The organism is Bradyrhizobium sp. USDA 4503, from assembly GCF_054055815.1.
Genome location: NZ_JBSRXS010000001.1, coordinates 7,560,539 through 7,586,305, shown reverse-complemented (window position 1 = coordinate 7,586,305; position 25,767 = coordinate 7,560,539). Strand labels below are relative to the sequence as shown.

Genomic DNA, 25,767 nt, shown 5'->3' with positions numbered 1-25,767 from the left:
AGGTCCTTATTCTGCGGCCTGTGGCAGGGCAGATGGTGAGGCCGCCAAGATTCCCTCGATGCGTCTGTTGCAGCAGCCGCCGACCGCATTGGTGTGCTCTCTGACAGCTTCCACGCTGATCAAGCCATGCGCGGTGATTGCATCCTCGATTGTTCCGAGATCGACCTTGTTGCAGCAGCAGATCTCCTTGGCTCGGCGCGCCGTTTCGCCGAGCGCAGGATCGCAAGCGATCTCGGCCAGCGGTGATCGCATCTGCACCATCGCCTTCGCCAAGACCTGCCATGGCGCAGGTCGACGCAGCTGCTCCCACATCGGATTGGAGAGCGACTTGTCGATCTCCTCCACCAATTTGACCATTCCAAGATAGCCCAGATAGGCATGGCACCGCTCCTGGTTGATATCGATCCAGGGCATCGCCGCCTTCAGTGCGACAAACTGCGATTTGCCGCCCGACAGCATGATGTCCGCTTCCGCTTCTTTCAACATTCTGTACATTTCGCGCGGCGTCATCTCCTCGATCATGTGGGCATCCTGCCCCATCAGCTCCTTGATGCGTTCCTTGTCCTCCCTGGTCGATTTCTTCACGCTGGTTCCGACCAATTCGAGACCGGCTTCCTGCAGTGCCGCCACGACCGACCATGACTTGACGCCGCCGGTAATCAACAAGACCTTCTTGCCTTTGAATCGTGGCTTGTACGGTTCGATGGCAGCCCAGGCGCGCGTTTCCTCGCGCGCGATCACCGCATCAGTGCGCCCGAGCAACTCTTCGGGGGCGCCGCGCTCGACCAATAAGCGGGCGATCTGGCGAAGCGAATCACTCGAATCCTGGATACCGTAGAACGACCCCTCGAAGAACGGGATCCCGTAGCGTTCCTTCATTTTGCGTGCGACGTTGATCATAGATTTTGAGCAGACCAACATCGCCGCCCGCGCACGATGAGAAGAAGCGACCTCGCGATACTTTCCGTCTCCAGAGATGCAGGAGAGAATCCGGACTCCGAGCTCGTCCAGCAATGGCTTCACTTGCCAGAGCTCTCCTGAAAGGTTGTATTCTCCGATCAGGTTGATGTCGTACGGCGTTGTGTAGTCCGGCTCCTGCGTTCCGATGACATGTTCGAGCAGAGCCTCGCCGGCGAGCTTGTTACCCAGGTTCTTGGAGCCAACGAACCCCGGGGAATTGATCGGGATAACTGGTTTTCCGAACCTTTGAGACGCAGCCTTGCAAACCGCATCGATATCGTCGCCGATCATCGCCGGGATGCAAGTCTGATAGACGAAGATCGCGGGAGGGTCCCACTTATTGATGATTTCTGTGATTGCCTTGCACAGCCGCTGCTCGCCTCCGAATACGATATCGGTTTCGTTCAGATCGGTTGTGAATGCGGTCCGCCACAGATTTGAGCCAGACGACGCCGAGCCGCGATTGTCCCAAGAGTTGCCTTCGCACGCAATCGGACCGTGCACCAAGTGAGCGACATCGGTAAACGGCTGCAGCGCGATCTTGGCACCGTCGAAGGCGCAGCCGCCCGCAGCACTGCCCGGCTGCAGTTGCCTGGTGCAGCCCTTCCTGCGATCAGCCTTCGACTTACTGCCATTCTTGGCGCAGCCCGGCTCGTCGAAGATATTCTGGACCGTGGCCGCTAGCGAACTCATCCGCTTTCCCCTCAGCAAACTAATTGAAGGATTAACCGCCGTGCGTTTGTGCCATCGCCGGGTTTGGCGATGGCACGCGCACCGTTCGTCATCAGCGAATGATGTCGAAGCTGTAGTCGGTTTTGCCAAGAAGGTTGGTCTTCTTGTCGATTTCGTCGAAGATCTTGTCGAGGATCTTGACCAGCACATTCAGGCCACCCTGATAACCCCAAACGGGCGAGCGGTGATGGTGATGCCGATCAAAGACTGGAAAGCCAATTCGGATCAGTGGCGTTCCAGTGTCGCGCTCGAGGTACTTGCCGTACGTGTTGCCAATCAGAAAATCGACCGGCTCGGTAAATAGGAGCGAGCGCATGTGCCAGAGGTCCCGCCCAGGGTAGACTTGGCAGCCCTGCCCAAACGGCGAGCTTGCAAGCAGCGCCGCCATTTTTGTCTGCCATGCCTTGTTGCCGTTGGTGGAAAGCACATGGGTTGGCTCGGCGCCCAGTTCGAGCAGAAAGGCAGCTACCCCGTAGCAGAGATCCGGATCACCGTAGATCGCGAACTTCTTGCCATGGATATGCGCACTGGAATCGGCGATGGCATCGACCAAGCGGCCACGCTCTCGTGCGAGTTGCTCCGGAATGTCTTTGCCTGCGATCCGCGATAACGCCACCAGCAAGTCATCCGTTGCGGATATGCCAATCGGGTAGTTGAAGGACACGACATCCTGCCCATGCTCGGCCACGAATTGCAACGTTTTCTCCGTACACCACTCCTGCATCGAGATTGTCGCCTTGGCGTGAACGGCGTTGGCCGCGTCTTCCAGCGTGGTGCCACCGTCATACATCCGGAACTCGCCATCTGTCGGGGTGTCGAAGACTTCGGAGTTGTCGGCGAGTATGGTGTGCTGGATTCCCATCAGTTCCAGGATGCGCTTGATCTCGCGAAGGTTTCCGACGGTATAGCCATCGAAACCGCCGATGATGTTGATGGCCTGGTTCGGCCTGCGCTCCAGCTTCGGCACCGTTCCAGCCTTGCCGTCCCAAAAATGCTCCAAGATGCCCTTGAGCGCGTTGTCGTAGCCGGTGACGTGGCTGCCGACGAAGGCGGGCGTGTGGGCGAATGGCACGTCGAACTCCGCCGGAACCGAGCCCTTCTCCTTGGACGTCTTGATGAAGGCGTTCAGGTCATCGCCGATCACCTCAGCCATGCAGGTCGTGGAGACCGCAATCATCTTAGGTTTGTACATGTTGTAGCTGTTGGCGAGCCCGTCGATCATGTTGTTCAGGCCACCGAATACAGCAGCGTCCTCCGTCATCGACGAAGAGACGCAGGAGCTCGGCTCTTTGAAGTGTCGCGACAGATGGCTGCGATAATAGGCCACGCAGCCTTGCGAGCCGTGAACGAAGGGCAGCGTGCCTTCAAAGCCGACGGAGGCGAATACGGCGCCAAGCGGCTGGCAGGCCTTGGCCGGGTTTATCGTTAGCGCCTCCCGCGCAAAATTCTTCTCGCGGTACTCCGGCGTTTTCGTCCATTCCTTGATACGCTCGACTTCGGCGGGCTCGCGGGGATCCTCGAACATCTTCTTCTTGTCCAGCATCTGCTGGTATTCTGGACCGCGGAACAGTTCGAGATGATCGAGCACGTGCTCGGCACTTTGCGCCATTATTAAGATCCTTTTACTATCGAAATTGACCGCCCCGCTCTCCGCTGAGAGCGAGACTTGTTGCCCTATTCTGCAGCCAAGAGCTTGGCCCTCGGCGTTTCCTTCCAGGGCGCCTTCGTCTTTTTCCAGACAGGCGAGTTGACAGCCATGTCCATGTCGCGCGCAAAGATCGCAAAGCCGTCATAGCCGTGATATGGACCCGAATAGTCCCAGGAATGCATCTGCCGGAACGGCACACCCATCTTCTGGAACACGTATTTTTCCTTGATGCCCGAGCCGATGAGGTCAGGCTGGAGCTTTTCGACGAAGCGCTCGAACTCGTAGCCATTGACGTCGTCATAGATCAGCGTGCTGTCCTTTACGTAGTTCTGAGCGGTGCGCTGATAATCGTCGTTGTGGCCAAACTCGTATCCGGTGCCCACGACTTCCATCCCGAGGTCTTCGTAGGCGCCAATCACATGACGCGGACGAAGCCCGCCGACATACAGCATGACCGTTCGGCCCTCCAGGCGCGGGCGATACTTCGCAACCACCGCGTTCACCAGCGGCTGGTACTTTTCAATCACCCGCTCGGCCCCTTCCTTGATCTTGTCGTCGAAATAGGCCGCAATCTTCCGCAGCGATTCTGCGATCTTTGAAGGTCCGAAGAAGTTGTATTCGCACCAGGGGATGCCGAATTTCTCTTCCATGTGACGGGAGATGTAGTTCATTGAACGGTAGCAATGCAGAAGGTTGAGCTTGGCTTTCGGAGTTGCCTCGAGTTCAGCGAGTGAACCGTCCCCGGACCATTGCGCGATCACCCGCAGGCCCATTTCCTCCAGCAGAATTCGCGATGACCAGGCATCGCCGCCGATATTGTAGTCGCCGATGATCGCAACATCGTAAGGCGTCGACTCGAACTTTGGTGCGCCGTCGGGCTCGAGCTTGTCGAAGATCCAGTCACGTACCGCGTCGTTGGCAATGTGGTGACCTAGTGACTGCGACACGCCACGAAAACCCTCGCAGCGGACCGGCACGATGGTCTTGCCTCCATACTCCTTGGATTTAGTTCTTGAGACAGCCTCGATATCGTCGCCGATCAGTCCGATCGGGCATTCCGATTGGATGGTGATGCCGTTGTTGAGAGGAAACAGCTCCTGGATTTCGTCAAGAACTTTGACCAGCTTCTTGTCACCACCGAATACGATATCCTTTTCCTGGAAGTCGGAGGTGAATTGCAGGGTCACGAAGCTATCGATCCCCGTCGTACCAACGTAATAGTTGCGGCGCGATCCCCACGAATACTGACCACAGCCAACAGGACCATGGCTGATATGGACCATGTCCTTGATCGGTCCCCAAACCACGCCCTTGGATCCCGCATAGGCGCAGCCTCGGATCGTCATCACGCCGGGTATGGATTTGATGTTGGACTTCACCCCGCAGTCGGACTTGCCGGCCTGGTGAACGTTGAGGTGCTTGGCACGCCTTTTCGCGGTTTTCTCCGGATAGACTTTCAGCACCTCCTCGATCAGCTGTTTGTTGCGAGCCCTGATATCTGCGATACTCTGGGTCGTGGCGAGACTCATCTGATGTCCTCAAGGTTAGCTGTTGCAAGAGCGGCTTCTGACCAGGACTTTTGCAACCAGCATGCCAGCGCCTCGTGAACACAAAACCCATAACGATTAACGGCAGTTAGCGCGTCTCGCGCGGGGGGCAACGCCGTTGTTGCGAACGCGACATCGCGCTTTGCTCGCAGACTTCTTGGTTTGACCTGTTCGAAATGGAACAAGGGCGAGCTATGCGCGAAATGGCCCCGCTCAGCTATCAGCGCGTGTTTTCGTTCTAGACGTGAACCCATAAATCTGCCGAGCGGACGGCTTGCCAGAATCCGCTATGGCCCGACAGCGACCAAATTCCGCAGCGCGACGAAATAACGCGAAGGGCGAGGAGCGGATGTCAGCTCCAGTTCACGCTACTCTATAAACTTGGCGCAATCTCAGACCTGATCCATTCCACGAAGGTCTGCAAAGCGCGGCGCTGACGGCCAGCGCGCGGGAACACTAGATGATGACCAACGTAGCGGATGTCGGTGGAGCGGCCAGCCAGGGGCGCTATCAGGCGCCCCGATGCTATCTCACTTTCAGCCAACCGAGTTGATTCCAACGTCACGCCAACCCCGCCGCAAGCCATGGCTATCGCGAGGAAGCTGCGGTCGAATCGCATTCCATGGATCGCCGGAGGTTCGAGCCCGTTCGCGGTGAACCATTGATACCATTGAACCTGCTTCACGTCGGAGCGAATAAGAACTTGGCTCAACAAATCCTTTGGCTGGCGGATTCTCTTCGCGATCTGAGGAGCACACAGAGGGGTGACGGTTTCCTCACCAAGTGGGATCACTTCGAGGCCCTCACCGCGAGGTGAACCGTAGACGATGTCCAGATCGAAATCGTCGTTCGTGAAGCGGGCGTACTCCGTATTGGCGGCGAGCCGAACCTCCAGTTTCGGTTCGGCCGCTAGAAATTTGGTCAGGCGCGGGGCCAGCCATTGCGCGGCGAAACTTGGGGCACAATGCACCCTCAGGAGCTGCGGCCCGCGACCTGCGACTTCTTCGATCCCGCGCCGCAAATTGTCGAAGGCCGCACCGGCGTGGCGCATCAGGTTCTCGCCAGCGGGCGTTAGACGGACGGAACGAGCACTCCGCTCGAACAGAACGGTGCTCATGGTGCTTTCCAGCTTGCGGATCGCGTGGCTGACGGCGCTCGGCGTCAAATGCAACTCGTCGGCCGCGTCGCTGAAGGAGCCAGTGCGCGCAGCCGCTTCGAAGGCCCGGATAGCGGAGATCGGGATGCTCGACAGCAGCATACCCATAAGTGAACCAGATTCACACATCCAAGACAACTGCGCGTTTGTCCCGGCCGGCCCCTCGGCTCTAGCAATGGGGCAAGAGGACCGGCTGCCACCCGCGGCGTCCAAAACGACAGGGACAGGGAGGATTCGAATGCTGCTTCGCGGCAAAACGGCGATCATCACGGGGGCGGCCTCGCCTCGCGGGATTGGCCTCGCAACCGCCAGGCGATTTGCCGAAGAGGGCGCGCGGGTCGCCATCCTCGACATCGATGGGACCGCCGCACAGGCCGCCGCTCAAGGCCTCGGCGACGCTCATATCGGAATTGCTTGCGACGTCGCCGACCAGGCTTCGTGTCAGAAGGCAGTCGAAGCTGTCGCTGACGCTTTCGGCCAAATCGATATCCTGATCAACAATGCCGGCATCACACAGCCGGTCAAATTCCTCGACATCACGCCGGCCGACTGGGACCGCATCCAGGACGTCAACCTGAAGGGCATTCTGTTCCTGTCCCAGGTAGTGATCCCGCATATGCGCAAGCAAAAATCGGGATCGATTGCATGCATGTCGTCGGTATCGGCCCAGCGCGGCGGCGGCATTTTCGGTGGTCCGCACTACTCGGCGGCGAAGGCGGGGGTCCTTGGGCTTGCCAAGGCGATGGCTCGGGAATTTGGCGCCGATGGTATCCGCGTCAACTGCGTCACGCCGGGATTGATAGGCACCGACATCACCTCTGGCAAGCTCGACGACGAGATGAAAGCGAAGATCCTGGAAGGCATTCCGCTCGGACGGCTCGGGGAGGCCAAGGACGTTGCCGGTATCTACACATTTCTTGCATCGGACCTCTCGGCATACGTCACCGGCTCCGTGATCGACGTCAACGGCGGGATGCTCATTCACTAAGAGCAGCGATGGAGAGACGGATGTCCACGAGTTTACTTGTCAACACGCCCAGCCTTTCGCAGCGTGCGCGCAACATTCGCCGCAACGCCCTGCGCATGGGCGAAGTTCAAGGCCAAGGCTATATCGCGCAGGCGCTCGATATTTCCGACGTGTTGGCGGTCGCATATTTTCACGCGATGCGCTACCGGCCCGAGGAGCCCACCTGGGAAGATCGCGATCGTTTCCTCCTTTCCAACGGTCACTACGCGATCGCCCTTTATGCCGCACTGATCGAGGCCGGTATTATCCCCGAAGTCGAACTCGAGACGTATGGCTTCGACGAAAGCCGCCTGCCGATGTCAGGCATGGCGTCCTACACGCCCGGTATGGAAATGTCCGGCGGGTCCCTGGGGCTCGGACTGAGCATCGCGGTCGGCATGGGGCTCGGGTTGAAGCGCAAGGGCTCCAAGAGCCGCGTTTTCACGCTGTTCTCGGACGGAGAGCTCGACGAGGGTTCGAAGTGGGAAGCGATGATGTCGGCTGCACACCACAAGCTCGACAATTTGATCGCGATCATTGACGTCAACAACCAGCAGGCCGACGGCCCTTCGAAACAGATGATGGGGTTCGAGCCGTTGGTCGACAAGCTCGAGGCCTTCGGCTGGTTCGTACGCCGCGTCGACGGCAATGACCTGGACGCCGTCGTGGCAGCATTCGACGCGACGATTTCGCACCCCGAGCCGCAACCAAGGATCATCATCGCCGACACTCTCATGGGCAAGGGAGTTCCGTTCCTCGAACAGCGAGAAAAGAATCACTTCATTCGGGTCGAAGCGCACGAATGGAAATTGGCGCTGGCAGAACTTGATGCGGGAGACAGGTCATGAAGTCGGTTACCTCAGCTACGCCCGGGAAACCGCGGCTCACCACCTCCGCGATGATCGCGTCGATCGCCGCCGAGGGACAAAAGACGAAACCAGCGCCGTTCGGTCACGCGCTTGTCGAATTGGCCCGGAGCTGCCCCGAGGTGGTGGGCCTCACCGCCGATCTGGGCAAGTACACGGACCTGCATATTTTCGCGAAGCAGTTTCCAGACCGCTACTATCAAATGGGTATGGCGGAGCAGCTCCTCTACGGTGCGGCTTCGGGCATGGCGGCTGAAGGATTCATGCCTTTCGCTACGACTTATGCGGTGTTCGCCTCGCGGCGCGCCTACGATTTCATCCACCAGACGATTGCAGAGGAAGACCGCAACGTAAAGATCGTCTGCGCCTTACCAGGTCTCACTTCCGGCTACGGCCCAAGCCACCAGGCGGCGGAAGACCTCGCGCTGTTCCGCGCAATGCCGAATATGACCGTGATCGACCCCTGCGATGCTCACGAGATCGAGCAGATCGTTCCGGTCATCGCGGCGCATCACGGGCCCGTATATATGCGGCTCTTGCGTGGTCAGGTGCCCCTCGTCCTGGACGAGTACAACTATCAATTCAGGCTCGGCAGGGCATCCTTGATTCGGGACGGTCGGGACGTCCTGATCATCTCCTCTGGAATCATGACCATGCGAGCGCTGGAAGCCGCAAAGGAACTCGCCGGTGATAGCGTGGACGTAGCCGTGCTGCATGTACCGACAATCAAGCCGCTCGACCACGGAGCGATACTGCGCGAAGCAGCAAAACCCGGCCGTCTCGTCGTGGTCGCCGAGAACCATACCATCATCGGCGGGCTCGGAGAGGCGATTGCAGCGCTGTTGATGCGCTCCGGCGTCCATCCAGCTTTCCGCCAGATCGCGTTGCCCGATGAGTTCCTTGCCGCTGGGGCGCTTCCCACGCTGCACGATCGCTACGGCATTTCGACTGCGGAAGTTGCAAGGCAGATCAAGGGGTGGCTGCGCTAAGCGCGCACCTAGATACGTCAACTTCGACTGAGGGAAGCATCGCCTACGCGGCGTCGCCGCGGAGAACGATGGCCGCTGCCTGACGGCCGGTGCCCGAGAACCGGCCGGAGGCTGCAGAAGCGTGCTGCTGCCGATCAACATACCGATACTCAACAAGGAGGAAGCAATGACCCAACGCAAATCGACTGCCATCACCCGTCGCAAGTTGCTCCTGGCCGGCGCGGCTGTCCCGTTGTGCGCCGTCCTCAGCCGCCCGGCCGCCGCCGCAGAGTTCACTTACAAGCTCGCGACCGGGCAGGACCCCGCGCATCCGGTGAATGCTCGGGCCAAGGAGGCCGCCGATCGCATCAAGGAAGCGACTAGCGGGCGCTTGGAAATCAATCTCTTTCCCGCCAACCAGCTTGGCTCGGATACGGATCTGCTGACGCAGGTTCGCAACGGTAGCGTCGAGTTTTTCAACCTCTCCTCTCTGATCCTCGCTACCCTTGTACCCGCCGCGGGCGTCGTGAATCTCGGCTTCCTCTTCCCCAACTACGATGCCGTCTGGAAGGCCATGGACGGCGAACTCGGCGCCTACATCCGCGCGCAGATCGCCAAGACGCCCATCATGGCGGTGTCCAAACCTTGGGACAATGGCTTCCGCCACATCACGTCGTCGGGCCGTGAGATCAAGACACCGGACGACCTCAAGGGCTTCAAGCTCAGGGTACCTGCCGCACCCAATCTGACGTCGCTGTTTCTTGCGCTCGGGGCAGGACCAGCGCCGATCAACTTCAACGAGGTCTATTCCGCGCTCCAGACCAAGGTCGTGGACGGTCAGGAAAATCCCCTTCCGATCATAGCAACGGCGCGCCTGTATGAGGTGCAGAAGACCTGCAGCCTGACGGGTCACGTCTGGGACAATTACTGGATTCTCGGCAACAAGCGCGCGTTCCAGAAGCTTCCGCAGGACGTGCAAGAGATCGTGACGCACGAACTCGATCGCTCGGCCAACGATGAACGAGCCGACATCGCAAAGCTCAGTGAATCCCTCCGCACCGACTTGACAGCCAAGGGGATGCAATTCCTCGACGTCGATCGATCCGCCTTCCGGCAGGCGCTGGCAAAGACGAGCTTCTATGCCGACTGGAAATCCAAATTCGGCGCGGAGGCCTGGGTTCAACTTGAGAAAGCCGCGGGCAAGTTGGGGTGAGCCATGGAACATGTGCACATGGACGGGGCGACACTTGCTCTTCCTGAGCCTGCCTCCGGATGGCGCAAGGCCATTGTGAACCTGAACAAGGCACTGAAGCCCGTCGTCGCCATTCCTGCCGCACTGCTGGTCATCGCAGAGGTGATAGTCCTTTTCGTCGGCATCGTCTCTCGCTACGTGCTCCATACCCCGATTGTCTGGTCGGATGAGCTCGCCGGCATCCTGTTTTTGTGGCTGGCGATGCTGGGATCGGTCGTCGCCTTCCAGCGGGCCGAGCATATGCGGATGACGGCCATCGTTGGCATGATCCGCCCGGAAGCCAGGTTGTTCCTTGACGTCTTTGCGACGGCTGCCTCGTTCGCGTTCTTGCTTCTGGTAGTTCGCCCCGCCTACGAGTTTGCGGCCGACGAAGTCTTCGTCACAACTCCGGCTCTGGGAATCGTCAACACTTGGCGCGCCGCCGCCCTGCCGGTCGGCATCGGCTTGATGCTGGTCGTTGCCACTCTGAGGCTGGCAGCCACGGCCAATGTGAAGCACCTCGCGGCTGCAATCGCTGCGGTGGGAACGCTGATCGGGGTTCTCGCGCTGCTCGCACCAATCCTTAAACTGCTCGGCAATCTGAACCTGCTGATCTTCTTCGTGTTTATCGTTGGCGCCATGGTTTTCGCAGCGGTGCCGATCGCCTTCGCGTTCGGCCTTACGACCATCGGCTACATAACGCTGACGACCAGCACACCCGACGTGGTCGTTATCGGTCGCATGGACGAAGGCATGAGCCATCTCATCCTGCTTGCGGTACCGATGTTCGTGTTCCTCGGCTTGTTGATCGAAATGACCGGCATGGCCCGCGCCATGGTCGGTTTCCTCGCCAGCCTGCTTGGCCACGTTCGGGGCGGCCTCCAATATGTGCTTGTCGGTGCGATGTATCTGGTCTCGGGTATTTCGGGATCCAAGGCGGCCGATATGGCAGCAATAGCGCCTGTGCTCTTCCCCGAAATGACCAGACGCGGCGCGAAGCGTGGTGACCTCGTCGCGCTCCTGGCGGCGACCGGCGCTCAGACCGAGACGATCCCCCCATCATTGGTGTTGATCACAATCGGATCGGTGACGGGCGTGTCGATCGCGGCCCTGTTCACGGGCGGGTTATTGCCGGCGATCGTGCTCGCGGTCGGACTGTGCGCGGTGGTGTGGTGGCGGTACCGTGGAGAGGATTTGTCGCACGTTCAGCGGGCGACCAGCCGTGAAATCGGCCGTTCCTTTCTGATCGCGCTTCCCGCCCTTGCCCTTCCATTTGTGATCCGCGCTGCGGTGGTCGAGGGGGTCGCAACAGCCACCGAGGTCTCGACGATAGGCATCGTCTATTCCGTATTGGCCGGGCTTTTTATCTATCGCCGGTTCGACTGGCGTCGCCTCTATCCGATCTTGGTTGAGACTGCGGCTCTTTCCGGCGCGATCCTCTTCATCATCGGTGCGGCGACGGGGATGGCCTGGGCTTTGACCCAATCGGGCTTCTCGGCATCACTTGCGAAGTTCATGACCTCCTTGCCGGGTGGTGCGCCGATATTTCTGATCGTCACGATCCTTGCGTTCGTCGTCCTGGGAAGCGTGCTCGAAGGCATCCCTGCCATCGTGCTCTTCGGTCCGCTGCTTTTCCCCATTGCCCGTCAGGTGGGGGTGCATGAGGTCCACTATGCCATGGTCGTCGTTCTGGCGATGGGGATTGGACTTTTCGCGCCGCCATTCGGCGTCGGCTACTATGCGGCGTGCGCCATCAGCCGGATTCATCCCGACGAAGGCATGGGTCCGATCCTGGCGTACATGCTGGCTCTGCTCCTCGGCACGGTCATAGTGGCTGCAGTGCCGTGGATTTCGATAGGTTTCCTTTAAAGTCCGCAAATCGTCTCAGCTGCGGAGATCGTCCGCAAGGTGAGCTTCTGGCGAGCTAGACAGGTTGTTCGCACAGTTCTTTGCCCCTCGTGGAGGCAACGATCCGGGCGCGAAGCGACACACCGCGTTCAGGGCCATACGCGACTATGGATCGCGCATCGACCGAATCACCATGCGAGTTTTCGAAAAGACCTGACGTGAATGCGGGTCGCCCTTCGCTCGAAGCTCCGATTACTTTCACGACAGCGCGACTAGCCTCTGGAAGGCCGATCCTACGTCGTGTCCACTTCGATCATGGACGACCGGGTCGAGCCACTAGCAAGCCCGGCCAAGTCCGCTATGCCGCCGAAAGCGGAAGTATATGCAAAGCGTTACCGGTACGGCCGCGGGGCGTTGCCGGTTGATGGCGCGGCCCGAGACATGATTCAAGCTCCGAAACCAGAGCCTCGAATCATGCGCTACGAACTCAGCGATTACGAATGGACCGCCATCAAACCGATGCTGCCGAACAAGCCGCGCGGCGTTCAGCGCGTAAATGTTCGTCGCGTGCTTAATGGCAACTTTTGGGTCCTGCGTTCAGGTGCGCCATGGCGCGACCTGCCGTTAGACCTACGGCCCCCGCGCTCGACGAAGGCGGACGCAAAGGAAAAACGGCTGCAAGGTGCCCTGGCCGACCAGGCTTGCCAATGCGAACTTTGCTTGCCGAGACCTCAGGTGTTGACCTTCTGCGATGACGATGATCAGGCAAGACGTCATTCTACTTCGCAGCTCAATGCAGCCTCCCTCTCACCTCGACGCAGCACGCCCGCCGATCACGCCAATAGCTGGCGTGCCTTGATAAGTGCGCGCGTCAGCACATCAATTTCTTCAGGGGTATTGTAAAGTCCAAGGGACACACGGCATGTTGCCAGTGCGCCGAAGCGCTTGAGCAGCGGCATCGCGCAGTGAGCCCCCGCCCGCACCGCTACACCGGCGCGATCGACGACGGTGGCAATATCGTGCGCATGCGCACCTTTCACATCAAACGAGATGATCGGCCCCTTCTCGGCCGGCGTCCCGATCATGCGCACGGAGTTGATGTCCCCGAGCTTCTCATGCGCGTAAGCGAGCAGCTCGCTCTCGTGCTTGCGGATCTGAGCCTTGCCTATTGAATTGATGTAATCCACGGCTGCGCCCAACCCAATCGCCTCGACGATCGGCGGCGTACCCGCTTCGAACCGGTGCGGCGGATCCCCATAAATGACGCCGGAACGCGAGACCTCGCGGATCATCTCGCCGCCGCCATTGAAGGGCGTCATCGATGCCAGATGCTCGGATTTTCCGTAAAGCACGCCGATTCCGGTCGGACCATAGAGTTTGTGGCCGGTCATAACGTAGAAATCGCAATCAATATCGCAGACGTCGACGCTCAGATGGACGCATGCTTGCGAGCCGTCGACGAGCACCGGGATACCACGAGCATGTGCGACCCTCACCAGGTCTTTCACCGGCAAGACCGTGCCGAGCACGTTCGACATCTGTGTGATTGCGACCATCTTGGTGCGCGAGGTCAGCAGTCGCTCAAATTCATCGAGTAAGAAGTTGCCGGCATCATCCACTGGTGCCCATTTGATCACTGCACCGAGCCGTTCCCTAAGAAAATGCCATGGCACAATGTTGGAGTGGTGTTCCAAAATTGACAGAACGATCTCATCACCCGGGCTGATGCGCTCACGACCAAACGTCTGTGCGACCAGATTGATCGCCTCGGTGGCGCTGCGCGTGAAGATAATCTCTTCGTTCAAATGCGCGTTCACAAACCGCGCTACCTTGGTACGGGCGCCCTCATACGCTTCGGTCGCCGCATTGGCGAGATAGTGCAAGCCACGATGAACGTTGGCATATTCGCTGGAGTACACCTGCATCATGCGGTCAAGCACCGCATTTGGCTTTTGCGCGGACGCAGCGTTATCGAGGTAGACAAGCGGCTTGCCGTACACGGTCATGGCCAGCGCCGGAAAGTCACTACGCAGACGGTCGACCTCGTAACGACCATTGCTGACCGCGGGATGTTCGCTCATTGCCGTTCCTGCAGCCAGTGTTCAGCTTGCGCGGTCACAAAATCGCGCAGGTTATCGGCGAAAATCTCCTCAATCGACTCTCCAATGAACGCTTTAATCAGCAACATCTGCGCATCCTTCTCGGACAGTCCCCGCGCGCGCAAATAGAATACGAGATTGCCGTCTAGCGCTCCTGAGGTCGCTTCGTGGCCGCAGGTCACGTCGTCGGCCGAGATTTCAAGTTCCGGCTTACTGTTCGCCTCGGCCTGGTCGGATAAGAGCAGCGCTCGCGTCGACAGGCTGGCGTCGGTCTTCTGGGCGACGGGACGAACGACGATTCGGCCCTGAAACACCGAGCGGCCGCAATCATCAACGACCGCGCGGAACTTCTGCCGACTGGTGCAATGCGGCACGGCGTGGTCGACCACGATTGTTGTGTCGGCGTGCAGTTTATCTTTGATGAGATTAACCCCGTTCGCAGAGAGCTTGGATCCCTCGCCACCCAGCGTCACGAATCCCTGATAGCGATTGATGGAGCCGCTGCACGTCATGCTGAAGAGATCGAGCTTAGCTCTGGTGCCGACCGCGATGATCCCCGACGAGATGTTCACCGCATCAGCGGCGTCAGCCGCTATGCGGATATGCGAAAGGCTCGCCTCGTCCCCAGCCAGGGCGATTAAGACATCGTTGGCCTGATAGCCGCTCGCGCCTTCGGCCGAGATGAAACTTTGCACCACGGTCGCATGCGCCCCTCTATCGAGCTGTAGATATGAGCGTGTAAAAGCGGACACCGACGATCCCGTTGCGACCTGAACGATTTGAATAGGGCGTCTGATCGTGTTGCCTTCGGCAATCGAAATCACCAGACCATCCGAGGCCATTGCCGCATTGAGCGAGATCACCGCATCGTCCGTCGTCGAAAGCACCAAACCGGCCATTGCGCCGGTGGCCGAATTCTCCAACACCTCTCGCAGTGACTGCACATGGAGCCCATTTTCCAGCTCGCCGAGATCCGATAGCTCAGGCGCGAATATGCCGTCCACCAAGACCAATTTGACCGCCTGATCGACAGCCACTCGCCTGGCCGACGCCTTTGCGCGCGCCAACGCCGCTGCATCTGGTCGCGGAGCGAGTGGCAACACCTCGCCGATCAGGGCACGCAGATCCGTGTATTTCCAGGCCTCCATGCGCCGATGCGGCAGGCCGGCGCGCTCATAGGCTTCGAATGCCCTCGCACGGATATGGGGGACGATGCCCGCGCCAGGCAACCGTCCGAGCGCGGCTGCGAGAAAATTGCTCGTTGCGCACCCGGCATCGGCCTTAGCCAATACTTGCTTCATGGGGAAATCCCTAGAGCCGTCAGGCCGCGGTTTCGAACTGGGCGTAGCCATAGGCCTCGAGTTCCAGCGCGAGTTCCTTGCCGCCGCTCTTCACGACGCGGCCTTTCGACATCACGTGCACATAATCGGGCACGATGTAATGAAGGAGCCGCTGATAGTGGGTGATCACGATCATCGCCCTTTCCGGCGAACGCAGGCCGTTGATGCCGCTCGCGACAACACGCAGGACGTCGATATCCAGCCCGGAATCGATCTCGTCCAGTATGCATAGACTCGGCTCGAACAACGCCATCTGCAGGATCTCGTTGCGCTTCTTCTCGCCGCCCGAGAAGCCGACATTGACGCCGCGCTTGAGCATGTCCCGGGTAATGTTGAGTGACTCGGCCACCTCACGGACCTTTTTCAGAAATTCGGGCGTGGATAATTCCCCTCGGCCGCGCGCCTTGCGCTGGGCGTTCAGCGCCGTGCGCAGGAAGTTCATGGTGGTGACGCCGGGGATCTCGACCGGGTACTGGAACGCCAGAAACACGCCCTTGGCGGCGCGCTCATTGGGCTCCATCTCCAGGAGGTCCTCGCCCCTGAACAGGATCTGGCCGCCCGTGACTTCATAGCCCGGTTTGCCGGCGATGACGTGGGAGAGCGTCGACTTGCCGGAGCCGTTCGGCCCCATGATCGCGTGCACTTCGCCCGCATTGACCATAAGATCGAGGCCGCGGATTATTTCACGACTGTCGACACCAACATGCAGATTTTGGATTTCGAGCAGCGTCATTTTTGATCTGATCCCTCAAAATGCGTCGTCCGGAACGGCGAGCCGCGTTCGGGGGCTCGCGGGACGTTTGGTTATCCGACAGATCCCTCGAGAGAGATCGAGATCAGCTTCTGCGCCTCCACTGCGAACTCCATCGGAAGCTTTTGCAGGACATCTTTCGCGAAACCGTTGACGACAAGGCCGATGGCCTGTTGCTCGCTCAAGCCTCTTTGCAAGCAGTAGAACAGCACGTCCTCGGAAATCTTCGACGTCGTCGCTTCGTGCTCGAACGTCGCCGAGGAGTTCTTGGCCTCGACATAGGGCACGGTGTGCGCGCCGCATTTGTCGCCGATCAGGAGCGAGTCGCAGGCGGTGTAGTTGCGCGCGCCGGTCGCCTTGCGATGGGCGCTGATGAGGCCGCGATAGGTGTTCTGCGACTTGCCGGCGGCGATGCCCTTGGAGATGATCCGGCTCGACGTGTTCTTGCCGAGGTGGATCATCTTGGTGCCGCTATCGACCTGCTGAAAACCGTTCGAGATCGCGATCGAGTAGAACTCGCCGCTCGAATTGTCGCCGCGCAGGATGCAGCTCGGATATTTCCAGGTAATCGCCGAACCGGTCTCGACCTGGGTCCAGGAGATCTTAGAGTTCTTGCCGCGGCAGTCGCCACGCTTGGTGACGAAGTTGTAGATGCCGCCCTTGCCCTCGGAATTGCCGGGGTACCAGTTCTGCACCGTCGAATATTTGATCTCGGCGTCATCGAGCGCGACCAGCTCGACCACGGCGGCGTGCAGCTGGTTCTCGTCGCGCTGCGGCGCGGTGCAGCCTTCGAGATAGGAGACGTAGGAGCCCTTGTCGGCGATGATCAACGTGCGCTCGAACTGGCCGGTGTTGCGCTCGTTGATGCGGAAATAGGTCGACAGCTCCATCGGGCAGCGCACGCCCGGCGGCACGTAGACGAACGAGCCGTCGGAGAACACCGCCGAATTCAGCGTCGCGAAATAGTTGTCCGAGGTCGGCACCACGGTGCCGAGATATTTCTGCACCAGCTCGGGATGCTCGCGGATCGCCTCCGAGATCGGCATGAAGATCACGCCGGCCACCTTCAGCTCCTTCTGGAAGGTGGTCGCGACCGACACCGAGTCGAACACCGCGTCGACCGCGATCTTGCGGTTCGGCGTCTGCTCGCCGCCGGGCGGCGGCTCGACGCCTTCCAGGATCGCGACCTCGCGCAGGGGGATGCCGAGCTTCTCGTAGGTCTTGAGGATTTCGGGATCGATCTCGTCGATCGACGACAGCGTCTTCTTCGGCTTCGGTGCCGCGTAATAGTAGATGTCCTGATAGTCGATCTTCGGATACTCGACGCGCGCCCAGGTCGGCTCGGTCATGGTCAACCAGCGGCGATACGCCTCCAGGCGCCATTCCAGCATCCAGGCCGGTTCGTTCTTCTTTGCGGAGATGAAGCGGACGGTGTCTTCCGACAGCCCCTTAGGAGCCTTGTCGGACTCGATCAGCGTCTCAAACCCATATCGATACTGGTCGACGTCGATGCGCCGGACGCGCTCGACCGTCTCTTGTACAGCTACCATTGCCCACTCCGTTCACGCATGGACGATTCTCGGCGGCGATGATCGCGTCGCCTCTCCTCCGAGCGGATCGCGCAAGTCACGGCCGACTCGAGGCCAGGTTGGGAAAGGACCAGGAGACCGACCCAAAGGGGAGCCGCCCTCGATAGGGTTTCGATCATGTTTTGCGCCGGAGTGCCACCCGTCGGCTACTCGATCTATGCCGGCACACAGGTATCAGGCACCGGACAAACGACGGCGCATTGCGGCGCATCAAAATGCCCTTCACATTGAGTGCACTGGCTCGGATTGATCACATATATGTCGTTCTTCAGGCTGATCGCGGCGTTAGGGCATTCGTACTCACACGCACCACAGACCGTGCATTGTGACGCGATTATTTTGTAGGCCATCACTACGATTCCATAAGCAAAGGTGCGGGACGACGCCTTGCCTTCAAGTCTCATGCCAAGGAGTCTTGTGCTTGATTTGTCTTGGCTACTTTCGATAGCGCAAGCCGCCGTCTCGATCAGGTGTCGTAAACCCTACAATCGGCATCGCAGCTACTTGATCTCATAGCTTGCGCATTGTCGAGATTTCGCGATAGCCAGCGATCTTGCGAAGGAGTTCGCCAATAAGACGCAGCTCGGCTCGACCTGACGTGGCGGCGGAGCGCTTTTGAAGTGGTGTCGATTGTAGCCGTGCCACCGTCTCGGGGGATCGCAGATCGCCCTCTGGTGATGGTTCTGCTCACCCGGACAGCGGCAGCGAAGGCACCACGATGTCAATCGGGCGACGTCGTCATCGGCTCAAGCAACGTCTCCATATCGCAACCAGAAATATCGTCGCGAGATGGCGCCAAATAGAGCCGCTCTGGTGATCGAGTGCCCCCTGGCCGAGCCGGCGCACGCAAATGTTCAAATCTCGCAGATTACGGCCGCGCTCGGCGTCGCAAATAAATCTCAGCGGACCCCAGCAGATTGATAGAGCCGAAAAAAAAGCCACCCCGGAGGGTGGCCCAAGTCAGGGAGGAAACGCCCGTAGGGGCCTCTGGGATCAGGCTGCAGCCTGCTCGATCGGTGAGAACGGGAGCCCGAGACTGTCGGCCACCGCCTTGTAAGTCAGCCGGCCTCGATGGACGTTGAGGCCTGCACGCAAATGCGGATTTTCCAGCACGGCGGAAAAACCCTTATTGGCCAGAGCCAAGCCAAACGGCAGCGTGGCGTTATTTAGTGCCTGGCTCGAGGTCAGCGGCACGGCGCCGGGCATATTGGCCACGCAATAATGAATGATGCCATCCACTTCATAGGTTGGATCGGCGTGGGTGGTTGGGTGCGAAGTCTCAAAACAGCCGCCCTGATCGATAGCGACATCCACGAGCACGGCCCTCTTACGCATCGAGCTCAGCATGCTCCGGCGGATCAGCTTCGGCGCACTCGCACCTGGAACGAGCACGGCACCACAATCACAACATCGGCCGCAAATACCTCTTCCTCCACAGCTTCGATGGTCGAAAACCTGGTTCGAACGCGCCCTTCGAATAGCTCATCCAACTCGCGCAACCGAGGTATCGAGCGGTCGATGATGCTCACCTCTGCACCCAGACCGGCCGCCATCCGTGCCGCGTGCGTACCAACGACGCCACCACCGATCACCACGATGCGGGCCGGCTGAACACCGGGCACGCCACCGATCAGCAGCCCTCGTCCGCCTGCACTGCGCTTTAGGGCGCCACCCGCCGCTTCGACCGCGAGCCTGCCTGCGACCTCGCTCATCGGAGCCAGCAGCGGAAGACCACCATGCCCATCAGTCACGGTCTCATAGGCGATTGCGGTGCATCCCGATTTTAGAAGCCCCTTGGCCTGCTCCGGGTCCGGCGCCAGATGCAGATATGTGAACAGGATCTGGCCCTCCCGCAGCTGGCTCCATTCGGACGGCTGAGGCTCCTTGACCTTCACAATCATTTCGCTCGATGCGAATACCTCAACTGCAGAATCCAGAATCGCTGCGCCAGCGCTGCGATAATCATCATCGGTTGCGCCAATGCCAGCGCCGGCATTGGTCTCGATCATTACGCGGTGTCCTGCTGCCGCGTATTCGCGGACGGCTCCAGGGGTCAGGCCCACTCGATATTCGTGTGCCTTGATTTCCTTGGGAACTCCGACCTTCATTTGCAAACTCCCTGCCTAGTGCGCCTTTCTAATTGAAAGAGCGCAGCGATATTGCGACGCAGCAGCCCAAATTGCGCAGGAATTCAGCGATCTTTGACCAGCCGTGCAGGTTTTCGATGCCGAATGGGTTGAGCGACCGTGCTCGCTAAGCTTAACCGTCGTACTCCGCGATGGAGATGACGCGCTTAATCGGATTCTCGGCTCGCGAAAAGTTAACAACGATTCCAGTCTTGCCGACCTTGTTAAAGAACGAACAACGTAGTCTGCCAGTGAGGCAGGATTTGCCCAGAGGCTGGATTGTTTGCCACCGCTGATGGCCAAATGACCATTGATCATCAATCTGATTCCTAGATGCGCACGCTTGACGCCTTCATGCTCGTCGCAAATGGGCGTGGATTGTTCAACAAATCCGAGGCAACTGTTCGCCTGACAACCAATCGACGATCCGTCCGCCGCCGAAACTGGTCGCTATCTGCACAAATTTGTGATCGTCAGCTACCGTCTCGCCAATATCAGCAGCATCGCGTCCGAGCGGATGCGCCTTCATAGCTGCAAGCACTGCATCGGCCAAATCGGGCGCGACGATCGCAACGAGCTTGCCCTCATTGGCGACATGGATCGGATCAAGCCCAAGGAGTTCGCAGGTTGCCGCGACCGCTGGCTTCACCGGAATGGCTGCTTCCTGTAGACGGAAGCCAAGGCCCGATTGATGCGCAATTTCGTTGAGGGTTGCGGCAAGACCGCCGCGCGTGGGGTCGCGCATCACCCGGATGCCGGCGCCGCCAGCCGCAATCATAACGGCGACAAGGTCATGTAGCGCTGCGGAATCCGACACGATCTCGGTTTGAAACCCGACGTTCTGGCGTTTTGACATGATCGCCACGCCATGGTCGCCAAGGCTGCCGGACACCAACACACGGTCCCCGACCATAGCCTTATCGGCGGAGAGATCGAAGCCATGGGCCAGAGCCCCGATTCCGGTCGTGGAGATAAACAGACCATCAGCCTTGCCGCGCTCGACGACCTTAGTGTCCCCCGCAATGATGTAGACGCCCGCGCCGCGCGCTGCCGCGCCCATCGAATCCGCAATCGCCTTCAGATCAGATAGCGGGAACCCCTCCTCAATGATGAAGCTGGCCGACAGATAGAGAGGGCGCGCGCCGGACATCACGACGTCGTTGATCGTCCCGTGCACAGCGAGTGAGCCGATATTGCCGCCAGGGAAGAACAGCGGCGAAACCACATAACCGTCGGTCGTCATCACCATTTTACCCGTCGCAACGTCAAAGGCCGATTGATCATTGCAGCGGGCAAGCCATTCATTACCGAAGGCTCGGTGAAAAAGGCTGGAGATCAGCTGTGCCATGGCTCGTCCCCCGGCCCCATGGGAAAGATCAACGCGTCCGTTCTCGAGATCGAGCTTGCGTTGATAGCCCTGCACGCTCATGACGTTCGCCTCACCTGATCATCGCGAACGCGGCCATATGTCCAATACGCCGCACAGGCGCCTTCCGATGAGACCATGCAGGATCCTATGGGAGTTTCCGGCGTGCAGAGGGTTCCAAACAGCTTGCAATCGACTGGCCGCTTGGCGCCGCGCAGGATGGCGCAGCACTCGCACGCCGGATTGTCGGCGACCCGCAGTTCGTGCATCGCAAAACGCGCCTCCGCGTCGAACCGCGTGTAGGCCCGCTTCAGCTTCAGTCCACTATTTGGTACGAAACCGAGCCCGCGCCATTCGAACTGCTCACGCGGTTCGAATGCCTGCGAGACCTCGTCTTTTGCGCGCCGATTGCCTTCACGCCTCACTGCACGGCTGTATTGGTTCTCCACGTCGTAGCGGTCTTCGTTCACCTGTCGCACCAGCATCAGGATCGCCTGCATCACGTCGAGCGGTTCAAATCCCGCGATCACGATCGGCTTGCCGAATTGTTCCGCCAGGAGCTCGTAAGGCTGCGTCCCGATGATCGTGCTGACATGTGCAGGCCCGACGAAACCGTCGATTGCAGCCCCGCCGATATTGCGGATCTTCGGGTTCTCGAGAATGCTCTGCATCGCAGAGGGTGTAAGCACGTGGTTGCAGAACACGCTAAGGCTCTTCAGCCGCTTCTTCTCGGCTATCCGGATCATCACGGCCGTCGGGGGTGTCGTGGTCTCAAATCCGATGGCAAAGAACACGACCTCGCGGCTCGGCGCCTGTTCGGCGATCCGGATAACGTCGAGCGTCGAGTACACCATCCGGATGTCTGCGCCGAGCGCCTTGGCTCGCAACAGGGACTGTCCTTGCGAGCCAGGCGCCCGTATCAGATCGCCGTAGACGCAAAGGGTGACCTCCGGCCGCTCGACGAGACGAATCGCCATGTCGATCCGGCTGGCAGGTAGAACACAGACCGGACAACCGGGCCCGTGGATCATGCGAATATTCGCGGGCAGCAGATCCTCAAGGCCATAGCGTGATATGGCATGAGTGTGTCCACCGCAGAATTCCATGAACCGATAGGCTTTTTGCCGATCGGCTTCGGCGCTAATCGCAGCGGCGAGCCCCTGCGCAAGGGTCTTGTCGCGAAATTCGTCGGTATATCTCATGGCCGGAGTTCCTGCCCTGTGCTGCCTAGCTCCTGCAGGAGCTCCAGCGTGCGCTTGGCTTCTATCGGATCGATCTTGGCCAGCGCATACCCAACATGGACAAGGACGTGATCACCGACGTCGAGCTCGTCGATAAGAGCAATCGATATCTCCAGGCTAACACCATCGATGCACACGGCGGCCATGTGGTCAGGAAGAATTTTTACGATCTTTGCCGGAACCGAAAGACACATATCAGCCTCTCCCTTCGCTGGCGGACGACTGTTCAGCAATCTGCAAAGCGGCAATCCAGGCTTGGCCAAGGCTCAAACCACCGTCGTTGGGCGGCACCCGCTGTGGCACCAGCGGGGTCAGGCCGGCAGCGCAGCACCCGCGCCAGATTTCATCCATCAGTATCGCGTTCTGAAAGCAGCCGCCGCTCAGAACGACGGTATTGACGCCGGTTGTCCGCGCGGAGCGCATGACCCAGTCAACGCAGGCAGCGGCGAAGGTGCCATGAAACAAGCCGGCTCCGCCCGCGGCGTCAATGTCATCTGCAATCAACCGCGCAAACAGCGGACGAAGCGACAGCACGCCACCATCGATCGCCCACCCGGCCTCTAGAATCGCAGTCCGCCGCACTAGCGCCTCGAGCTTGATCGCGGCTTCCCCTTCATAGCTCTGCCAACTCACAATCCCCAAGAGCGCCGCCACCGCGTCGAATAACCGGCCCGCGCTGGTCGTGGTGGCTCCGCCCGCCTGATCGAGCAAGGCCGACATACGTCCAGCTTGCTGTTGCGCTGCAAAGCGCGGCGCGATTTCGTTACCCCGTCCGAGCCAGTGTAGTATCGCGCTCGCCATGCGCCACGGCTCACGGGCTGCGCGATCACCACCAGGCATTGGCAGCGGCGCGAGATGCCCGATGCGTCGGCACATCGCGCCATCGCACAACAATAGCTCGCCACCCCAGTTACCGCTATCCGAGCCAAAGCCATGGCCGTCGAGCACCAGAGCAAGCGCCGGTCCCGCATGACCATGTTCAGCGATCACGGCGGCAGCGTGCGCGTGGTGGTGCTGGACTGCAATCAGCCCGCGGCCGCTTGCTTGCGCAAAGCGTGTGGATGCCATGTCGGGATGCAGATCATGAGCGATGACGACAGGCTCTACGTCAAGAATCGATGTGAGGTGCTGGATCGTTTCCTCGAACACACGGATGCCTTCGGGCGTGTTGAGGTCGCCAATATGTTGGGAGACGAACGCTTGGTTGTCTCGCGTGATGGTGACGGTCGATTTCAGCGCGCCACCGACGGCGAGCACGGGCGGCACAGACTGCGCAAGCCGAATCGGTTCGGGAGCATAGCCACGAGCGCGACGAATGAATTGGGAGCGGCCAGCTACCACTGCGACCACGGAGTCATCAGCACGCGTCACAATATCCCGATCATGGGTCACGACAAGGTCGGCAATCGCCTCGAGTCGGCGCAGCGCCTGCGCGTTGTCGATCAGGAGCGGCTCGCCGCAAGGATTGGCACTGGTGACGACGATGACCGGGCTTGGTTCCGCAATCCACGCTCCTGTCGAGCGAAGCGCATGAAAGATCAGATGATGCAGCGGGGCTACAGGCAACATGACGCCAACGCGAGACAAGCCGGGCGCTATGGCGGGCGCTAGACACTTGCGCGAAGTTAAAAGCACAATGGGCCGCGCTGCGGATTCGAGTAGCGCGAGCTCGAGAGCGTTCGCTTCCGCGATCTCGTTGACGCACTCTATGGAACCGAGCATAACTGCAAACGGCTTCTGACGGCGCTGCTTTCTGCTGCGCAGGCGCTGCACAGCGTCCTGGTTACGGGCATCGCAGAGGAGCTGGTAGCCGCCGAGACCCTTTATGGCTATGACTTGCCCGCCTGCGATTGCAGCGACAATGGCGTTGATCCCATGGCTAAGCCGAGGGCCGCATTCTGGACACGCGATCGCCTCCGCATGAAACCTGCGGCTCGCCGGATCCGCATATTCGGCCGTGCAGGCGGCGCACAGCCTGAACGCCTTCATCACCGTGTTGTGGCGATCGTATGGGAGCCGCCCGGCAATAGTGTAGCGTGGACCACAATGGGAGCAACTAATGAAGGGATAAAGGTAATGGCGATTCTGTGGATCGAACAGCTCGCTGAGGCATTGCCCGCAGATCGCAGCGTCGGCAATGATGTGCGTTGACAATTTGCCGCCTTCGCTCGCGCCGATCGAAAAGTTTTCTGTCGCGAGCGCCGCTGTCTCCTGAACGCAGATGTGGTCGATGCGCGCCAACGGAGGCGCCTCGAGCGGCAATGTGGCAAGAAATTCCGACGCACGGCCACCTTCGACTTCGATTGTGACGCCCTCCGGGCCGTTGGCGACAAATCCCGCCAATCCGTACCGCGTAGCGAGGCCATAGACGTAAGGACGAAAGCCGACCCCTTGCACCGCTCCGCTCACGCGCACGCGCAGTCGTGTTCGGTCGCAAATGGTTGCGGCGCTCATCGCCTGGCGTCCTCTACGGCCTGCCTTTGGTGGGCCACCTGTCTATCGATCCAAGCGTAGAGCGCGCCAAAACCCTCGCCGGTACGGGCCGAGACCGTAAGCACTTCGATCTTTGGATTGGCGCGTCTGGCATATCCAACGGTCTTGTCCAGATCGCACTCAAGCAGTGAGGCCAGATCGATCTTGTTGATCACCATGAGTGAAGAAGCCGCGAACATATCGGGATATTTCAGCGGCTTGTCTTCACCTTCGGTCATCGACAACACAACGATCTTGCACGCCTCGCCAAGATCGAAGGCCGCCGGACAGACCAGGTTACCGACGTTCTCGATGAAGAGAATACCCCGCGTGAGCCGCGGCAAGCGGCGATAAGCCTCGCCAATCATTGCAGCATCGAGATGGCACCCCTTACCCGTATTGACTTGAATAGCTGGCACGCCGGCCGCTCGAATGCGTTCGGCATCGTTTGAGGTCTGCTGATCGCCCTCGATGACTCCGGTCGGATAGCTGAGCTTGAGCTCGGATACGGCGCGGACGAGCAGCGAGGTTTTGCCCGCACCGGGACTCGACATAAGATTAAACACCAGCAGCTCATCGGCCGCAAAGAGCGTCCGGTTGTCGGCCGCGATCGCATTGTTCTTGCCGAGGATGTCACGCTCGACCCGAATGACGCGTTCGCGGCTCGTGCCCTTGACCTTCAATCCAGCTGGGCCGGCGCCGCAGCTCAGAGGCGCTTGCCGACCATCACTCTGATAATGTTCGTGATCATGACTGTGGCGGGCATGGGACGAATGCTGCACCCTCTCGTCGCCGTGAAAATGCGCGTCATGGCGCTCGCC

Annotated in this window: 19 protein-coding genes and 2 pseudogenes; 6 read left to right on the top strand and 15 right to left on the bottom strand. The window is 59.8% G+C overall.

Features of this window, described 5'->3' with window-relative positions:
• Window positions 1–6: 6 nt before the first annotated feature.
• The 4 genes from nifE to ACVMIH_RS35980 form a co-directional block, all read right to left on the bottom strand.
• Complete coding sequence (nifE, locus tag ACVMIH_RS35995) at window positions 7–1,653, bottom strand: nitrogenase iron-molybdenum cofactor biosynthesis protein NifE (RefSeq protein WP_456865016.1); 1,647 nt, start codon at window positions 1,651–1,653, stop codon at window positions 7–9.
• A gap of 91 nt (window positions 1,654–1,744) precedes the next feature.
• Window positions 1,745–3,301: a nitrogenase molybdenum-iron protein subunit beta gene (nifK, locus tag ACVMIH_RS35990; protein ID WP_456865014.1), complete on the bottom strand. Its 1,557-nt coding sequence runs from the start codon at window positions 3,299–3,301 to the stop codon at window positions 1,745–1,747.
• Window positions 3,302–3,366: 65 nt separating this feature from the next.
• On the bottom strand, window positions 3,367–4,869 hold the full coding sequence (nifD, locus tag ACVMIH_RS35985) for a nitrogenase molybdenum-iron protein alpha chain (RefSeq protein WP_456865012.1): 1,503 nt from the start codon (window positions 4,867–4,869) through the stop codon (window positions 3,367–3,369).
• 391 nt (window positions 4,870–5,260) lie between these two features.
• The gene (locus ACVMIH_RS35980) at window positions 5,261–6,142 is read right to left on the bottom strand and encodes a LysR substrate-binding domain-containing protein (protein WP_253626056.1); all 882 of its coding nucleotides are present in this window, start codon (window positions 6,140–6,142) and stop codon (window positions 5,261–5,263) included.
• Window positions 6,143–6,281: 139 nt separating this feature from the next.
• Here ACVMIH_RS35980 and ACVMIH_RS35975 point away from each other — a divergent pair, with 139 nt between their 5' ends.
• From ACVMIH_RS35975 to ACVMIH_RS35950, 6 genes and pseudogenes are all read left to right on the top strand, one after another.
• The gene (locus ACVMIH_RS35975; RefSeq protein ID WP_253626057.1) at window positions 6,282–7,031 is read left to right on the top strand and encodes an SDR family NAD(P)-dependent oxidoreductase; all 750 of its coding nucleotides are present in this window, start codon (window positions 6,282–6,284) and stop codon (window positions 7,029–7,031) included.
• Between the two features lie 20 nt (window positions 7,032–7,051).
• Window positions 7,052–7,897: a transketolase gene (locus ACVMIH_RS35970; protein WP_253624762.1), complete on the top strand. Its 846-nt coding sequence runs from the start codon at window positions 7,052–7,054 to the stop codon at window positions 7,895–7,897.
• Window positions 7,894–8,904 (top strand): transketolase family protein, encoded by a 1,011-nt coding sequence (locus ACVMIH_RS35965; protein ID WP_456865010.1) that lies wholly within the window; start codon window positions 7,894–7,896, stop codon window positions 8,902–8,904. Before ACVMIH_RS35970 ends, ACVMIH_RS35965 begins: the two co-directional genes overlap by 4 nt.
• Before the next feature lie 166 nt (window positions 8,905–9,070).
• Complete coding sequence (locus ACVMIH_RS35960; protein ID WP_253626058.1) at window positions 9,071–10,096, top strand: TRAP transporter substrate-binding protein; 1,026 nt, start codon at window positions 9,071–9,073, stop codon at window positions 10,094–10,096.
• A gap of 3 nt (window positions 10,097–10,099) precedes the next feature.
• The gene (locus ACVMIH_RS35955; protein ID WP_456865008.1) at window positions 10,100–11,983 is read left to right on the top strand and encodes a TRAP transporter large permease; all 1,884 of its coding nucleotides are present in this window, start codon (window positions 10,100–10,102) and stop codon (window positions 11,981–11,983) included.
• 450 nt (window positions 11,984–12,433) lie between these two features.
• Window positions 12,434–12,601, top strand: a pseudogene (locus ACVMIH_RS35950) (transposase); the annotation flags it as partial.
• A gap of 194 nt (window positions 12,602–12,795) precedes the next feature.
• On the opposite strand, the gene ACVMIH_RS35945 reads toward ACVMIH_RS35950, so the two are convergent.
• The 11 genes and pseudogenes from ACVMIH_RS35945 to hypB all read right to left on the bottom strand — a co-directional run bounded on the left by ACVMIH_RS35945 (window position 12,796) and on the right by hypB (window position 25,629).
• Window positions 12,796–14,043 carry a cysteine desulfurase gene (locus ACVMIH_RS35945; RefSeq protein ID WP_456865006.1) on the bottom strand — a complete coding sequence of 416 codons (1,248 nt, stop codon included), beginning with the start codon at window positions 14,041–14,043 and terminating at the stop codon, window positions 12,796–12,798.
• Window positions 14,040–15,362: a Fe-S cluster assembly protein SufD gene (sufD, locus tag ACVMIH_RS35940; protein ID WP_456865004.1), complete on the bottom strand. Its 1,323-nt coding sequence runs from the start codon at window positions 15,360–15,362 to the stop codon at window positions 14,040–14,042. The genes ACVMIH_RS35945 and sufD overlap by 4 nt, the downstream gene beginning before the upstream one ends.
• A gap of 19 nt (window positions 15,363–15,381) precedes the next feature.
• Complete coding sequence (gene sufC, locus ACVMIH_RS35935) at window positions 15,382–16,134, bottom strand: Fe-S cluster assembly ATPase SufC (RefSeq protein WP_456865002.1); 753 nt, start codon at window positions 16,132–16,134, stop codon at window positions 15,382–15,384.
• 71 nt (window positions 16,135–16,205) lie between these two features.
• Window positions 16,206–17,702, bottom strand: a complete 1,497-nt coding sequence (gene sufB / locus ACVMIH_RS35930) for a Fe-S cluster assembly protein SufB (RefSeq protein ID WP_456865000.1) — start codon at window positions 17,700–17,702, stop codon at window positions 16,206–16,208.
• 194 nt (window positions 17,703–17,896) lie between these two features.
• The gene (locus tag ACVMIH_RS35925; RefSeq protein ID WP_128971097.1) at window positions 17,897–18,091 is read right to left on the bottom strand and encodes a 4Fe-4S dicluster domain-containing protein; all 195 of its coding nucleotides are present in this window, start codon (window positions 18,089–18,091) and stop codon (window positions 17,897–17,899) included.
• A 643-nt stretch (window positions 18,092–18,734) separates the two neighbouring features.
• Window positions 18,735–19,849: pseudogene (gene ald, locus ACVMIH_RS35920) on the bottom strand (alanine dehydrogenase).
• Window positions 19,850–20,249: 400 nt separating this feature from the next.
• Window positions 20,250–21,296: a hydrogenase expression/formation protein HypE gene (gene hypE, locus ACVMIH_RS35915; RefSeq protein ID WP_253624773.1), complete on the bottom strand. Its 1,047-nt coding sequence runs from the start codon at window positions 21,294–21,296 to the stop codon at window positions 20,250–20,252.
• The gene (gene hypD / locus ACVMIH_RS35910; protein WP_456828138.1) at window positions 21,293–22,435 is read right to left on the bottom strand and encodes a hydrogenase formation protein HypD; all 1,143 of its coding nucleotides are present in this window, start codon (window positions 22,433–22,435) and stop codon (window positions 21,293–21,295) included. Before hypD ends, hypE begins: the two co-directional genes overlap by 4 nt.
• Window positions 22,432–22,668 carry a HypC/HybG/HupF family hydrogenase formation chaperone gene (locus tag ACVMIH_RS35905; RefSeq protein ID WP_094193819.1) on the bottom strand — a complete coding sequence of 79 codons (237 nt, stop codon included), beginning with the start codon at window positions 22,666–22,668 and terminating at the stop codon, window positions 22,432–22,434. The genes hypD and ACVMIH_RS35905 overlap by 4 nt, the downstream gene beginning before the upstream one ends.
• A 1-nt stretch (window position 22,669) precedes the next feature.
• Window positions 22,670–24,928: a carbamoyltransferase HypF gene (gene hypF / locus ACVMIH_RS35900; RefSeq protein ID WP_456864998.1), complete on the bottom strand. Its 2,259-nt coding sequence runs from the start codon at window positions 24,926–24,928 to the stop codon at window positions 22,670–22,672.
• A complete protein-coding gene (hypB, locus tag ACVMIH_RS35895) occupies window positions 24,925–25,629 on the bottom strand; it encodes a hydrogenase nickel incorporation protein HypB (protein WP_456857487.1) in 705 nt (234 codons plus the stop codon). The genes hypF and hypB overlap by 4 nt, the downstream gene beginning before the upstream one ends.
• Between the last annotated feature and the right edge of the window lie 138 nt (window positions 25,630–25,767).

Excerpts from the sequence above, each read along its gene's own strand:
- nifE (WP_456865016.1), bottom strand. The coding sequence starts at position 1,653 with ATGAGTTCGCTAGCGGCCACGGTCCAGAATATCTTCGACGAGCCGGGC.
- nifK (WP_456865014.1), bottom strand. The coding sequence starts at position 3,301 with ATGGCGCAAAGTGCCGAGCACGTGCTCGATCATCTCGAACTGTTCCGC.
- nifD (WP_456865012.1), bottom strand. The coding sequence starts at position 4,869 with ATGAGTCTCGCCACGACCCAGAGTATCGCAGATATCAGGGCTCGCAAC.
- ACVMIH_RS35975 (WP_253626057.1), top strand. The coding sequence starts at position 6,282 with ATGCTGCTTCGCGGCAAAACGGCGATCATCACGGGGGCGGCCTCGCCT.
- ACVMIH_RS35970 (WP_253624762.1), top strand. The coding sequence starts at position 7,052 with ATGTCCACGAGTTTACTTGTCAACACGCCCAGCCTTTCGCAGCGTGCG.
- ACVMIH_RS35965 (WP_456865010.1), top strand. The coding sequence starts at position 7,894 with ATGAAGTCGGTTACCTCAGCTACGCCCGGGAAACCGCGGCTCACCACC.
- ACVMIH_RS35960 (WP_253626058.1), top strand. The coding sequence starts at position 9,071 with ATGACCCAACGCAAATCGACTGCCATCACCCGTCGCAAGTTGCTCCTG.
- ACVMIH_RS35955 (WP_456865008.1), top strand. The coding sequence starts at position 10,100 with ATGGAACATGTGCACATGGACGGGGCGACACTTGCTCTTCCTGAGCCT.
- ACVMIH_RS35945 (WP_456865006.1), bottom strand. The coding sequence starts at position 14,043 with ATGAGCGAACATCCCGCGGTCAGCAATGGTCGTTACGAGGTCGACCGT.
- sufD (WP_456865004.1), bottom strand. The coding sequence starts at position 15,362 with ATGAAGCAAGTATTGGCTAAGGCCGATGCCGGGTGCGCAACGAGCAAT.
- sufC (WP_456865002.1), bottom strand. The coding sequence starts at position 16,134 with ATGACGCTGCTCGAAATCCAAAATCTGCATGTTGGTGTCGACAGTCGT.
- sufB (WP_456865000.1), bottom strand. The coding sequence starts at position 17,702 with ATGGTAGCTGTACAAGAGACGGTCGAGCGCGTCCGGCGCATCGACGTC.
- ACVMIH_RS35925 (WP_128971097.1), bottom strand. The coding sequence starts at position 18,091 with ATGGCCTACAAAATAATCGCGTCACAATGCACGGTCTGTGGTGCGTGT.
- hypE (WP_253624773.1), bottom strand. The coding sequence starts at position 21,296 with ATGAGCGTGCAGGGCTATCAACGCAAGCTCGATCTCGAGAACGGACGC.
- hypD (WP_456828138.1), bottom strand. The coding sequence starts at position 22,435 with ATGAGATATACCGACGAATTTCGCGACAAGACCCTTGCGCAGGGGCTC.
- ACVMIH_RS35905 (WP_094193819.1), bottom strand. The coding sequence starts at position 22,668 with ATGTGTCTTTCGGTTCCGGCAAAGATCGTAAAAATTCTTCCTGACCAC.
- hypF (WP_456864998.1), bottom strand. The coding sequence starts at position 24,928 with ATGAGCGCCGCAACCATTTGCGACCGAACACGACTGCGCGTGCGCGTG.